Source organism: Paenibacillus vulneris, assembly GCF_039543185.1.
Classification (GTDB): Bacteria; Bacillota; Bacilli; order Paenibacillales; family NBRC-103111; genus Paenibacillus_S; species Paenibacillus_S vulneris.
The window spans coordinates 44,582-57,723 of record NZ_BAABJG010000015.1 but is presented as its reverse complement, the minus strand read 5'-3'; the positions used below and the strand labels follow the sequence as shown (position 1 = coordinate 57,723).

The following is a 13,142-nucleotide window of genomic DNA, read 5'->3' as shown; positions in this document are numbered from 1 at the left end:
ACTATGTGCGGTCCTTTTTGTTTTGGCAGACTATGAATCGGCTATTTCGTTCCAAAAATCGTTATTTTTATGTAATTCTCCATTTTCCTCCAAGTTCGAGTGGCGCCTTCCCCCTAATCCCCCTGTCGGCTTCTTACAACGAAACGGCTCAAGCTATAAAAGACAAGAACGGCAATGAAATAGGCGGGAAATAAGATCAGGCCTATGGCCGTCGCAACAACAATCCAGGTCATCATCAAATCGTCATAGTCATCACAGAAGACGAAGGCGCAAAATAAACATAACAGCCATACAAGACAGCCGATATACCCTATTTTGTATGGAAGCCTCATATCGCTCAGTCCTTTTGGTAAGATTCCTAAAGCGAGAACCTATTCTCACGCTCGTGAATCCCAGTATATACCAAAGGGGATTATCTTTCCAATATTGTCCCCTTAAAACCATTCTACCCTACACCCTGTACAAGCTCCGATATACAGATGGAGGCATTCCGGTTTTCTTCGAGAAAACCCGGCTCAAATAAAATCCGTTCTCATATCCGCACTGCTCGGCGATTTCGTCCAGCTTCAGCGTCGTCCCTTCCAGCAAATGCCTGGCTCGGGTAAGCCTGATTTCGTTCAGCAGCTCTGATGGAGTTTCACCAAAGGCTTTGCGGAATCTGCGAGTGAATTGTACCGGTGTAAGCTTAAGCTGATCCGACAATTCCTTCATGGAGAAGCTGTTGTAGGCTCTTTCGGTCAACCTTTTTCTAGCCTCATCCATAAGTGTGTCGCGTTGAGTTCTCCCAACATCCCGGGCACCCTGCTCCAGGATAACCAGCCTCAGCATATCGCTCAGCATGTGCTGCTTATGCAGCATACTCACTTCATCCCACCCGGTTATTGTCCTCAAATATTTGTAGTTAGAACTCAAACGCTCCGTATCTCTTACGGTAAGCTTGCCATTCCATCGTCCTTCTGCCCAATAAGAAGGCTCCATCAGCCATACAAATTGGAGAAAATGAAAGGTTATAGGCTCCAGCGTTCTTCTGATAAAAGGCATGTTAGGCGGGCAAAGAACCATATCGCCAAATCCGGCCTCTCCACTCTCCTCCCCTATAGAGTAATGAAATCGTCCGTCCTCTACCGCAAACAAAGTCCAGCACGGATAAATATCGGATGGGAGCATGAATTCGGACTTTTGGTACCAATACACATGCGAAATCAGCTTTAACTCCATATCGCGGAACGACAATGCAACCACCTGCTTAATTGTGAAATAAAGTATATGTCTATTGTAACTCCATGTATGTCAAAAGAAAATGATGTATCTTACAATGAAATCAAAGATATATACTAATTCAACAGTGAGGTGTTCTTGGTATTATGCGATATGAAACCATTGTCTCGGATATTACAGTGATCGGCGGAGGGTTAGCCGGTGTTTGTGCCGCTATCGCTGCGGCGCGACTAGGTCAAACCGTCTCTCTCGTGCAAAACCGTCCCGTCCTGGGCGGGAATTCCAGCAGCGAGGTGCGGGTCTGGGTTTGCGGCGCAACCTCTCACGGTGTTCATCGGTATGCTCGTGAAACCGGTATTATGGGGGAGCTGTTTGTGGAAAATCAGTACCGCAATATCGATGGAAACCCGTATCTATGGGATTTGGTCATTTTGGAAAAGGTGAAGGCGGAAAGCAATATAACCCTCTTCCTTAATACGGATGTACATGAAGTGGAAGCGGCCGGTGATGAACACAATCGCACGATCACATCGGTTACCGGCTGGATGATGGGATCGGAACGGAACATTCGCTTTGAAAGTAAAATGTACCTCGATTGCACCGGAGATGGGCTTGTCGGTTTTCTTGCAGGGGCCAAGTACCGCATCGGCAGGGAGGCTCAGGAAGAGTACGAGGAAGAATGGGCACCGTTAGTAAGTGACGAGGTTACGCTGGGCAGCACCCTCTTGTTCTATACGAAGGATGCCGGGCATCCGGTGAAATATATAGCGCCGAGCTTTGCCAAGGATATTACCCAAACTCCGATTCCCTTAAACCGTGTCATTCGAAGCGGCGATAACGGCTGCGCCTATTGGTGGATCGAATGGGGTGGAGAATTGGATACCGTTCATGAAAATGAGCGAATTCGTGACGAGCTGTCTTCGGTTATTTATGGCATTTGGGATTACATCAAAAATTCAGGGCGTTTCGATGCCGACAACCTGACATTGGAATGGATTGGCTCCTTACCAGGCAAAAGAGAATATAGACGCTTTATCGGTGACTACGTGCTGAATCAAAATGATGTGATAGCTCAGGCAGAGTTTGAGGACCGCGTAGCCTTCGGTGGATGGTCCATCGACCTTCATCCTCCGCAAGGTATGTACTCGACCTCCAAGGGCTCCAAGCACATGCATATGGATGGAAGCTACCATATTCCTTTTCGATCCCTCTACTCCTCCAACGTAAGCAATATGCTGATGGCAGGCCGCAATATCAGTGCTTCCCATGTGGCATTCGGCACGACCCGGGTTATGGCAACCTGTGCGGTCATGGGAGAAGCAGCGGGAACCGGGGCCGCGTTGTGCTCTATGAAAAATATTACTCCCCGTCTTCTACACGCCGAGCACTTGCACGAGCTTCAGCAGACGCTGCTGCGCCAGGATGCATCCGTTCTCGGCCTGAAGAACACCGATGCGTCAGATTTGGCGCTTCGCGCAGAGGTGAATGCTTCTAGCTCGCTTACGCAGCTTGAGTTGGTACAATCCAAAGAAGCAGTTGCAATGGCTAAGGACTACGGCTTGATCGTACCTGTCGATCCCTGCATGGAAGGCATAGAGCTGCTTGTCGACGCTGCATGTGAGACTGAGCTGGAGCTTGAGCTGTGGAGCACAGGGAAGCCTCAAAACTATGTCCCCCATACGCACGTAACCTCCGTCAAGGTTAGCGTTACTGCAGGTGCTAAGCAGTGGATTGCGGCGGATCTATGCTGGCATCCGGAGCAAGCACAGAATGCTTTTATCATCATTAAGCATAATCCGGATCTATCGCTGCATTTGTCGGATCGCCCGCTAAGCGGCGTACTTTCCTTCCAACATGCGATGGATGCACAAAGCTCTCATGATTTCGGGGAGATGCACCACCATCAACCTGTTATCGAGTGGAGCGGCAAATCCTTCGTTAGAAGTCCGTTTTGCTTCAAGCTTCGTTCCCCTTCCGATGCACTTGCCGCATCCAAAGCGACAGACGGCTATCTCCGTCCTTACGGGGGTCCGCATATGTGGTCGTCACAGCCTATGACGCAAGGCAAGCCGGAATGGCTGGAGCTGCATTGGAAGGAGCCAGCCAGGATCAGCTGCATACACATCACCTTCAATGACGACGTGAATGAGGACTTAATCAATCTTCACCATCACCGTACCCCGTTCGAAGTCATTCCAGAGCTTGTCAAAGATTATAAAATACAAGCCTGGGTTCAGGAGGAATGGATTACGCTAGTGGAAGAGCAGAGCAACCATATCCGCAAAAAAATCCATAGACTCCCTGCCGCCGTAACCACCGGCAAGCTTCGGATCGTGATAAGTTCAACAAACGGCAGCGATCGTGCGGAAATCGTCGAGGTTCGCTGCTACGAGTAAGCTAATCACTTAATAGATTTGGCGCCCTTATGAAAAACCATAAAGGGCGCTTCCTTTTATGCGGCCCCTCATGTTACTGCATGCATTCCGCGCATAACGCAAAAAATCCACTCCTTCTTCTATTGCACCGGAGTGGATCTTTACGCTTTATCCTTTTACCGCCGTATTGGATACGCCTTGAATAATATACTTTTGCCCCAGCAGGAAGACAATCAGAATCGGGATGATTCCTGCCGAAGTTGCAGCCATCATGCCATTATAGTCAATATTGAACTCCAGAATGAAGTTTTGTAGTCCTAACGGTACGGTAAACAGCTTCCGGTCGATCAAAAAGACGATTGCGTTCTCATAATCGTTCCAATGCCATGAGAAATCAATAATGGCCAGGGTAGCAAGAGCCGGCTTCGCCAATGGCAGCATCAGCTGCCAAAAGATTCGAAAATGCCCTGCCCCGTCGATAAATGCCGACTCCGATATTTCCTTCGGAATCGAGATCATAAATTGCCGCATCAGAAACACACCTAGAATCGTGAACATACCGGGCAATATCAATGCCCAATGCGTATTATAAATGCCGAACCAGTTAAACATGATAAATTTGGGTACAAAAAGCACCTGGGGAGGCACCATCATCATGGATAAATAAAGTACAAACAATGCATCCCTGCCCTTGAATTCCACCCGGGAGAACCCGTAGGCGGCGAACGCGGATAGGAAGGTTGCTCCCGCCGTAGATACAATCGCTATTTTGAGCGAATTCAAATAGTACCTGATGAAGCTGTTTTCCCCGAGCCATATTTTTTCATGATGCTCCATTACCCAATGCTTCGGAATCCAAGATATCGGGTAATCAAAGACTTCTGCCGGCGTTTTGAAGGAAGTGCTGATCATCCACAAAAAAGGCAGTACGGTTGACACCGCCAGAACCAGCATGATTAGAGTTAAGAACAGCTTCCCTATAGGAATGGATTTCAATTGCAGCCTTTGTTGTCCGCCCGTCATTTTATTGCGTACCCTCTTTCCGTTAATAATGAACCCATTTTTTCTGTCCATACCACTGGATCAGCGTGATAAAGAGAATAATAAGAAACAATGCCCAGGAGATCGCCGAGGCATATCCCATTTCGTAGTATGAAAAGGCGGTTTTGTAAACGAACAATGATAAAATCGTCGTGCTGTTCCCAGGCCCTCCTTGCGTTGTCGCTTCAATAATGCCGAAGGTTTTGATCGTCATAATCAAGCCCGTTATCAGCAGCAGGAAGGTAGTAGGACTTACGAGCGGGAATACAATCCTTCTGATGATCGTCCAGCTATGCGCCCCGTCTATCCTGGCCGCCTCCAATAAGTCACCCGATATCTCCTGCAGAGCCGCCAAATAAATAATCATGTTATATCCGAGCAGAAACCAGATCCAGATCACATCCATCGCGTACATGGACGTTTCCATTGACCCGAACCATTGCGGCGGATGCTGTATTCCGATTTTCGTCAAAAACTGGTTGATCGGCCCCTGCGTCGGATGAAACAGAAGCATCCAGACGAACCCTATGGCCACACCGCTTGTAATATACGGCATGAAGTACATGGCCCGCAGCAGTCCTTTCATGTACACCATGTTGTTCAAAATAATGGCGACGATAAAGCCAAGCATCATGGACACCGGTACGGAGAGCAAAAAGATCGCCGTATTCTTCAATGCTATATAAAACAACTCGTCATGAAGCAGCCGTTTGACATTGTCCAGACCAATGAAATGAAAGACGGGGTTCCCGAATTTCCAATCCGTAAACACAAGCCCTAGCGAGAATAGAGCAGGCAGTATATAAAAGGCGAGAACGCCCAGCATGTTCGGCGCAATAAACAGCATCCCGATATTTCTCTGACGTTTCATCCAGCTGTTGTTCATGTGATGACCTCCCGGCAGTTCTGAATCTATCCTTCATTTAGAACAAAAGGAAGCTCCTGCATTGAGCCTCCTTTTGCGGCTTTCTACTTTTTATTTTGATTCAAAAAATCATTATGACGTTTGGCCATCGTATCCAGGGTCCCCTTAATGTCCTGCTTGCCCAGGAAGAACTTCTCATACTCTTCTCGGCGCAGATCAAGAACCTGCTGTGGCAAATCGCGGTTATACGTATCGAATTGTCCGAACACGACTTTATTGAGCGATTCCTGATCGTAGGTGTCCGCAGCATTTCCAAGCAGAAGCTTCGTCGCTTCGGCTACGTTGGCGTCTTTGGATGCGGGGAGCCGTCCTCCGGATGCCATCGGCAGCATCCCGCCGTCCGCATACCATTTAAGGAATTTCCAGGCCGCTTCCTTATTTTTACTTTTGGCCGCGATAGAGATGACGTCTCCCAGGCCTCCGCGGATTTTGAAATTCGTTTGATCCTTGGACACTTTAGGCACCGGCGCGAAGGCAATTTTGAAATCTCGAGGATTCGCTTTCCTATCGTTAGAGCTGCGGAATATCCACTCTCCTGCATTGAGCATCGCTGCATCCCCTTTGAGGAAGACGGTTTCTACCGGCATCTTGGTCGTCAGCTGCTCTCCGAGAGGCGGCGTTGATTTGCCATCCTTCATCATTTGGTTCAGCGTTTCCAGCCATGTACCGACAATCGGGTTATTGAAATCGGAGGTACCGTCTGCTTTGACATATTTGGAGGCTGCGAGCGACCCATCCATTGCATCCGGGTAAACCTCGGTACTTTGGACCAATCCATAGCGTTTATCCGTTTTCAGCTTGGCCGCATAATCCTGAAGATCCTGCCATGTCCAATCCGTCGGTACTTTTAATCCCGCTTTGTCCAGCGCGTCCTTGTTGAGCCACATAAAAAAGATATTCCGTTTGGTAGGAACCCCATAGTATTTTCCATTAATTTTCCATTCAGCTGCCTGTGGGCCCATTTTCTGATCAATGCTGTAGTCGGTAAACGACGATAGATCAAGCGCAACGCCGTTATCGATTCTTTTTTTCAAAGCGGGTGTCGTGTAATTGACGAAGATATCCACTCCCTGCTCCGCAATCAAGGCGGTATCCAGTTTCAGGTTGCCCGCATCATCATTGACATAGCGCTCATACTTCACTTGAATGTTTGGATTTTCTTTGTTCCATGCGTCAATGACGGCCTGCGGGCCATTCTCCGCCGGTACGCCGCCCCAGAAGCTAAGAGTGATCGGCTTGTCAGGCGGTGCCGTTGCTGAACCCCCCTGTGCCGTCTCTTTGGGCGGCTCTGTCTTCACCCCAGTGCTGCATCCTGCAAGCATACCGGCCGCTAGAGTCAACGAAAGCATGGAAAGCGATAGGTTTCTTTTGTTCATTTTGCGTGACCTCCCTGGAAATTCAAGTCGTTCTCGATTACATAGCTAACTATAGCAAAGCCGGAAAGCTGCGATAATGAACAAAATCCATTGCTTTATAGACCGATTTCTTGCATTTACTTCAAAAAAAATAGAACAAAATCTTGTTCTCAGGTTGTTGAGAAACCCTTTTTGTGTGAACTATGCTACATAGGGAGGTGGGGTTTGCCTCGGAGGAGTTTACGTCCGCCTTTGAAACCCGTGAAAATACCGCTAAATAGAATCACCTTTCACGGGTTTCAACAGCGGCCGGAGAGGGATACCCCACCGGAGTATATTGGCAAAGTACAAGCTCTATAGGTTTCTCAACAGATTCAGAACAAAATCTTGTTCTATTCTACTCCCGCGCTCTGCTGCTTCAGCTTCCGGTAATTTTGAGGGGTCATATGACAAAACCTGCGGAAAATTTTGATAAAATAATTATCGTTCAGAAATCCTACCTTCTCCCCTACTTCACTTATCGGCATCCGGGTCGTCTCAAGCAGCTTTTGGGCCTGCTCGATCCGCAGCCGGTGCAAGTAATGGACGAAGGTATCGCCGGTTTTCTTTTTGAACAGCTGGCTTACATACTTCAAGTCCATAGCAACATATTGTGCCAATGTCCCTAACGAAATGTCCTCATGGTAACGTTCGTGAAGATACGTCAATATTTTGTTCATCTCCGGGTGATCGGTTAGAATGCATGGCTTCTCAGGCGCATTGGAAGTCCGGGAGGCTTCCCGCCGGCTTCTTATATTCAACTCATGCTCTACCTTCTCCAAAGCTTCATACAACGATTGAACCTTCATGGACAGCTTTAAAATATAATTCGAAGCGCCGTACTCCATGGCCTGCCTGACATAATCGAAGTCGCTCATACACGAGAGCATGATGAAGCGGGCATCGTTCTCTTCCTCCCGCACCTGCTTGAGCAGCTCGACCCCATTCAACCGGGGCATTATAATATCGGAGATGACAACGTCCGGCTTATGCTCCCGAATCAGGCTCAACGCTTCTTCACCGTCGCCTGCTTCGCCTATGACGGTAAACCCCAGCTTCTCCCAGTCGATAATACGACGAACGGATTCGCGCACGAACACCTCATCCTCTACTAACAACACAGTCCTCATAGGAACCGTCACTCCTTCCCATAGGGCATAGACAGCAGCATCGGCAGGTAGAATTGAACCCGGGTGCCTGAAGACAGGTCATCCACCTGAAGAGCGGCTTTATCCTTGAAGAGCAAATACAATCTTTGCTTCAGGTTGCTGAGCCCGATGCCGCCGCGCCGCTGGGACGGCTTCTTATCCTGCTCCGCCCGTCTCCTTCCAACCCCATTATCCTCCACCTGAACTACAAGACTGCCGCCGTCCTCATACGCCCTGATCCATATTTCCCCATGCTCTCTCATGCCTGCAAAACCGTGCTGGATGCTGTTCTCGACCAGGGGCTGAAGGCTCAGCTTAGGTACAAGAGCAAACTGCAGCGAATCTTCGATCTCAAAATGCACCGTATAGCTTTGCTTATACCTGTAGCTTTGGATATAAATGTACGATTTGACCAGCTCCCGTTCCTCCTTCAAATGAATCAGATCGACCTCCGAGTTAAGACTTGCTTCAAGGAGCTTGCCCAGACTGATACAAATTTCTGCAATCTCTTCATCCTGTTTGCCGAGTGCAATCCATTTGATCGTGTTTAAAGTGTTCAGCAAAAAATGCGGGTTCGTCTGCGACAGCAGCATTTGAAAATGCACCGCTTCCTTCTGCCGCTCCTCCGACTTCAGCCGGGCTATCAAATCATTCATATCACCCACCATCTGGTTGAAGGTTTGAGTCAATTGCTTGAATTCCCCGCGATAGCGATCCTCCGGCAGACGGACCTTCAAATTTTTGCGGACCATTTCCTGCATTTTCTGCTGAATTTGCTTCAGCGGCTGGGTAATCTTGGCCGCTATCAAGAACGTTATCGCGATAAATGCCATCGTAAATGCAAAGAACGAAATAAAGAAAGAGCGCTTCAGCTTATCGATTTCCGCATAGACAATATCCTTCGGAACTTGCTTGATCAAATACCAATCCAGCATGGGGATATAACAATAATTCAATATATAATTCTCATTCATATCGTAGCCGCTCTCGAAGGAATGACGAGCCAGTGCGCTCCATTCACCTGCATCAAAAGGAGTAGAAGCGTTCTGGGCGACAACCTGCCGCTTCTCATCAAGCAGCAAATACTCCTGAGAGGAGGTGGTTGTCGCGGTAACCGAGCGGAACCAGTCCAAATAATCGATGCTTACCTTGACATAGGCGAATACGCTCCCGTCGCTTCGTTTGAATGTCGTAGAGACACTAAGAAACTGCGGGCTGGTGGATTCATCCTTATGAACATAATTTTTCTCCAGGGACCATTGAAATTTTTGCGGATTTTCCAACAGCCCTCGATACCAGCTCTGACCGGTAAAGTGCTTATAATCCAACATTTCAAGAGGCTTATATGATGTATAGTAATGTCCCTTCGCATCCAAGACCGTGTAATAGACCGAAGGACTTCCCAGGAAAATACTGCTTGTAATCGCTTTAAATTTATTTTCCAAATTTGCCTGTGTATCGTAGGCATCGTATTTTTGCGGATCGATCAGCATGGAGGAAATGTTCGGATCCTGTTCAAGCAGAGTGAAGGTACGGAAGGTCGTCTTCATCATTTCTTCGAACGATCGCTTCATCCTCTCCAGCTCCTCCTGGCTCTGCTCACTTACCTTGAGACGGAGAACCCCCTCCATCTTCTTGAAGTTATACACGTTGAGAATGGAAAACGGCAGCAGAATCAGCAAAATAAATGCCAAAAACAGCTTATTTTTAATTGTTGATGGTATAAAGCGTGTAGTAGGGAAACGCATAGGCGATGCTCCTCATTGTCATTGTGGGTGAAACGACCGGGCTGAATTATACTTTATCAAGGAAATCGCCAAGCGTATAGTAACAAAATCAAGAATTTCAATAGAACATTTTCTTGTTCTTTTTATTTGTCTTACGATCCGCTAGAACTGAAACCATTTCTGTGGAGGCTGCGTCTAATTGGTATGAAAAAAGGAGTGACGGAAGCTATGACCCCCAAACGATCTATTTTCACCTTCACCATTGCCGGAAGCTTACTTCTAGGCGGCTGTCAAGCTAACCCGGAAGATTTTGCGGTACAGCCAACCGCTCTGCCTAAGTCTCCGGAGACAGCGCAGCAATCCACGAATACAAGTACAATTACACCGGTACCGGCGCAAACACCTCAACCTTCTGCTGCGGCGACCCCCGAACCTGCTATCCCGAAGTCGATCACTACGGAAGCGTTGCCTTTAGTTACGGTCGTCCCTTCCTCAACGCCCGGTACGGCAGTAACGCCAGCACCAGCTTCATCCCCGGTGGAGCAAATCCTTTCTATGCCGCCGCAGCAATCCCAGACTGGACCTATTGCCTATATAACAGGCATGGGCGGTAATGAAGGCTACGGGGTTTCGGAAGGGAAACTCATGCATACATGGGACTCCGGGAAATCGTGGGAGTTGGAGGAGCCTGATGGTGTAAGTGAAGAAGATCAGCTTCTTAAGGCTGAATTTCAAAATCCTATGACGGGGTTCGCCTTCTACAGAACGGCTTCAGGACAAATTCTCGTTACTCATCCTACCGAGGATGGCTCCGGTACACGTACGGGTTGGGAAACGACACCCCTGCCTATCACCGAGGCTTGGGAGGGATCTCCGGATGTAACGGTTCAGAGCAATGCAAATTATTTTGATGCCAGCTACGTCCTCGTAACCTCCTCCCCTGCTTTGGGCCAGATGTACAAAATGCTGTACAAAACCTCAGACAGAGGCAAATCGTGGAGTCAGGTCGGAGATATTACGGACAAAATCAACGGGTATCCGACAGGCCTATCCTATCGCGTTCCGCAGGAGGGCTGGATCACTGCAACCTATCACGGTCCGGATACCTTTCCGTTATTCCGCACCAAAGACGGAGGAAAAACCTGGAGTCTACAGCATGTTGAGATCCCTGATGAATTCAAAGACGGTTACGCCAATACGCTTCCACCCGTCTTTGATATAGAGAACAATAATCACGGTCTCTTTATCGCGGAATTCGTCAAAGGAGAGAATCGGGCCTACGTGCTTTACGAAAGCCGTGACAGCGGAGACAGCTGGCAGCCTCTCCCTTACCGTCTGAAGGATGTGCAGGCTCCGCCGGTGCTTCATTTTGATTTGCTGATTAACGGCCGGGCGATCTCCACTGACGGGAAAACGATCTATACGATGGATGTTTATAATAAGGAAGATTGGAAGCCGATCGAAACGGACACAAATCTGGAAGGAACAGAGCAATTTTTCTTACGATCGGACGGGTACGGTTGGATGCTGCGGAAGGGCCAAACGATCATTACCCAAGACGGAGGCCGAACGTGGGCGGAGCCGGAGTAAGTCTTACTGTTTAAAACGAAACATAACTCAACATAGTGAGCCAGGCTTTTTGAATTACCAACAGCCTCCCCCCTCAAAGAGAAAAGGCCCTGCTCCCCGCAGGACCCTTTTCTGTTGCATTCATTTTTCGTTCTCTATGTAAGACTTCCTGGAGGATTCGCCCATCCTCCAATACACGATGAAGCTGAGAAATATGCACAAAGCAACATAATAATAATAGAGCGATTCGCTTCCTATCGATTTGAACCACAAAGCAATGAATTCCGCGGTTCCGCCAAAAATCGCAACGGTAAGCCCATAAGGGAAGCCTACGCCAAGCGCTCGAATTTCGGTTGGAAACAATTCAGCCTTCACAATGGCATTAATGGACGTATAGCCTGTCACGATAATGAGACCGATAAGCATCAGGATAAAAGCGCCGACAGGCTGGGTCACCCTCTCCATCAACAGAAACAACGGCACCGTCAGAAGCGTGCCAAAAAGTCCGAACCCAAGCAGCAGCGGACGGCGTCCGATCCGATCGGATAGCGCGCCGGCAAGCGGCTGGAGTACGACAAACACCAGCAGAGCGATGAAGTTGATCCAGCTGACCACTTCTTTATTCAACCCAACCGTGTTGACCATAAATTTTTGCAAATAGGTCGTGTAGGTATAGAAGGCGACGGTTCCGCCCAGTGTGAGGCCGACTACCGTCATCACCGCTTTAGGATGCTTCATTAAGGCGCGGATGGTTCCGGCCTTCTGCCGGCTCTTGGCGTCCATCTTCTTGAACTGGTCCGATTCGTCCATGGTCCGGCGGAGCCACAGAACCGCTAATGCCCCGAACGCCCCAATGACGAAGGGGATACGCCAGCCCCACGCTTTCATCTCCGACTCGTTTAATACCTGCTGAAGAATGATTTGAACGCCAAGCGCTATCAATTGTCCTGCAATTAACGTGACATATTGAAAGCTGGAATAGAAACCGCGTCTGCCGCTGCTTGCCATTTCCGATAAATAGGTGGCTGAAGTACCGTATTCTCCTCCCAAAGAGAGACCTTGAAGCAGCCGTGCGATGACAAGGATGATCGGTGCAAAGATTCCAATAGTGCTGTAGCTCGGAGTAAAAGCAATAATCAGGGAGCCTCCTGCCATGATGGTGATAGAGAGCGTCAACGCAGCCCGGCGTCCAAATCGATCGGCGTACTGTCCCAGCAGCAGGCTGCCTATCGGCCTCATCAGGAAGCCTACCGCAAATATGGCGGCTGTATTCAACAGCTGGCTTGTCGCATCTCCCTTGGGAAAAAACTCGGAGGAAAAATAGACGGCAAAAGCTGCATAGACATACCAGTCATACCATTCAATTAAATTTCCGACCGATCCTTTAAAAATATTGGCCGTTATTTTTCGGGATGTTGCCCGCTCGCTCTGTTGCGGCATCAATACCAACCTCCTGGCTTGTACAATCGACGATTTCTTCCTTTCTCTTATTACCCTATTATTTTTAGTCATAACGCTCTGATTTATGCTTCTTTTTTCCAGCTTGTCTATCAGGGACAAAAAAATCCGTCATCCATGCTGCCATCAATCAACCGTTCGTAGCTGCCGCCTTTGAGGTTAGCAGAGCTCCAAGGGCAGGCTCTGTTCTTTAGCACAGGCTACAAATAGACGATAAAAAAAGCGCCGTCAGGAGCCATCTGCAACGATGAGCCCTAAGCGGCGCTGTTTACTTTATAATGGGTCTT

The 13,142-nt window shown here is 48.5% G+C and carries 10 protein-coding genes; 2 read left to right on the top strand and 8 right to left on the bottom strand.

What is annotated here, in order from left to right; all coding sequences use genetic code 11:
- Positions 1-113 precede the first annotated feature (113 nt).
- Together ABEA66_RS13910 and ABEA66_RS13905 are read right to left on the bottom strand one after the other, a co-directional pair.
- Positions 114-332, bottom strand: a complete 219-nt coding sequence (locus tag ABEA66_RS13910) for a hypothetical protein (protein WP_345588089.1) — start codon at positions 330-332, stop codon at positions 114-116.
- Between the two features lie 118 nt (positions 333-450).
- Positions 451-1,233 carry an AraC family transcriptional regulator gene (locus ABEA66_RS13905; protein ID WP_345588087.1) on the bottom strand — a complete coding sequence of 261 codons (783 nt, stop codon included), beginning with the start codon at positions 1,231-1,233 and terminating at the stop codon, positions 451-453.
- A 131-nt stretch (positions 1,234-1,364) separates the two neighbouring features.
- Between ABEA66_RS13905 and ABEA66_RS13900 the strand changes: the two genes are divergently transcribed.
- Positions 1,365-3,614, top strand: coding sequence for an FAD-dependent oxidoreductase (locus ABEA66_RS13900; RefSeq protein ID WP_345588085.1), 2,250 nt, complete (start codon positions 1,365-1,367; stop codon positions 3,612-3,614).
- A gap of 147 nt (positions 3,615-3,761) precedes the next feature.
- Here the strand turns inward: ABEA66_RS13900 and ABEA66_RS13895 are convergent, their stop codons facing one another.
- The 5 genes from ABEA66_RS13895 to ABEA66_RS13875 all read right to left on the bottom strand — a co-directional run bounded on the left by ABEA66_RS13895 (position 3,762) and on the right by ABEA66_RS13875 (position 9,849).
- Positions 3,762-4,616 carry a carbohydrate ABC transporter permease gene (locus ABEA66_RS13895; protein ID WP_345588083.1) on the bottom strand — a complete coding sequence of 285 codons (855 nt, stop codon included), beginning with the start codon at positions 4,614-4,616 and terminating at the stop codon, positions 3,762-3,764.
- Between the two features lie 22 nt (positions 4,617-4,638).
- Positions 4,639-5,520, bottom strand: a complete 882-nt coding sequence (locus ABEA66_RS13890; RefSeq protein WP_079909456.1) for a carbohydrate ABC transporter permease — start codon at positions 5,518-5,520, stop codon at positions 4,639-4,641.
- An 83-nt stretch (positions 5,521-5,603) separates the two neighbouring features.
- The gene (locus tag ABEA66_RS13885) at positions 5,604-6,935 is read right to left on the bottom strand and encodes an ABC transporter substrate-binding protein (protein ID WP_345588080.1); all 1,332 of its coding nucleotides are present in this window, start codon (positions 6,933-6,935) and stop codon (positions 5,604-5,606) included.
- Between the two features lie 371 nt (positions 6,936-7,306).
- Positions 7,307-8,083 carry a response regulator gene (locus ABEA66_RS13880; RefSeq protein ID WP_345588078.1) on the bottom strand — a complete coding sequence of 259 codons (777 nt, stop codon included), beginning with the start codon at positions 8,081-8,083 and terminating at the stop codon, positions 7,307-7,309.
- Between the two features lie 8 nt (positions 8,084-8,091).
- Positions 8,092-9,849, bottom strand: a complete 1,758-nt coding sequence (locus tag ABEA66_RS13875) for a sensor histidine kinase (RefSeq protein ID WP_345588076.1) — start codon at positions 9,847-9,849, stop codon at positions 8,092-8,094.
- 207 nt (positions 9,850-10,056) lie between these two features.
- Here ABEA66_RS13875 and ABEA66_RS13870 point away from each other — a divergent pair, with 207 nt between their 5' ends.
- Entirely contained in the window at positions 10,057-11,418 is a 1,362-nt protein-coding gene (locus ABEA66_RS13870) for a WD40/YVTN/BNR-like repeat-containing protein (protein ID WP_345588075.1), read from the top strand.
- Between the two features lie 120 nt (positions 11,419-11,538).
- Here ABEA66_RS13870 and ABEA66_RS13865 read toward each other — a convergent pair whose 3' ends face one another.
- A complete protein-coding gene (locus ABEA66_RS13865) occupies positions 11,539-12,837 on the bottom strand; it encodes an MFS transporter (protein WP_345588073.1) in 1,299 nt (432 codons plus the stop codon).
- Between the last annotated feature and the right edge of the window lie 305 nt (positions 12,838-13,142).

Excerpts from the sequence above, each read along its gene's own strand:
- ABEA66_RS13880 (WP_345588078.1), bottom strand. The coding sequence starts at position 8,083 with ATGAGGACTGTGTTGTTAGTAGAGGATGAGGTGTTCGTGCGCGAATCC.
- ABEA66_RS13910 (WP_345588089.1), bottom strand. The coding sequence starts at position 332 with ATGAGGCTTCCATACAAAATAGGGTATATCGGCTGTCTTGTATGGCTG.
- ABEA66_RS13885 (WP_345588080.1), bottom strand. The coding sequence starts at position 6,935 with ATGAACAAAAGAAACCTATCGCTTTCCATGCTTTCGTTGACTCTAGCG.
- ABEA66_RS13900 (WP_345588085.1), top strand. The coding sequence starts at position 1,365 with ATGCGATATGAAACCATTGTCTCGGATATTACAGTGATCGGCGGAGGG.
- ABEA66_RS13865 (WP_345588073.1), bottom strand. The coding sequence starts at position 12,837 with ATGCCGCAACAGAGCGAGCGGGCAACATCCCGAAAAATAACGGCCAAT.
- ABEA66_RS13890 (WP_079909456.1), bottom strand. The coding sequence starts at position 5,520 with ATGAACAACAGCTGGATGAAACGTCAGAGAAATATCGGGATGCTGTTT.
- ABEA66_RS13870 (WP_345588075.1), top strand. The coding sequence starts at position 10,057 with ATGACCCCCAAACGATCTATTTTCACCTTCACCATTGCCGGAAGCTTA.
- ABEA66_RS13895 (WP_345588083.1), bottom strand. The coding sequence starts at position 4,616 with ATGACGGGCGGACAACAAAGGCTGCAATTGAAATCCATTCCTATAGGG.
- ABEA66_RS13875 (WP_345588076.1), bottom strand. The coding sequence starts at position 9,849 with ATGCGTTTCCCTACTACACGCTTTATACCATCAACAATTAAAAATAAG.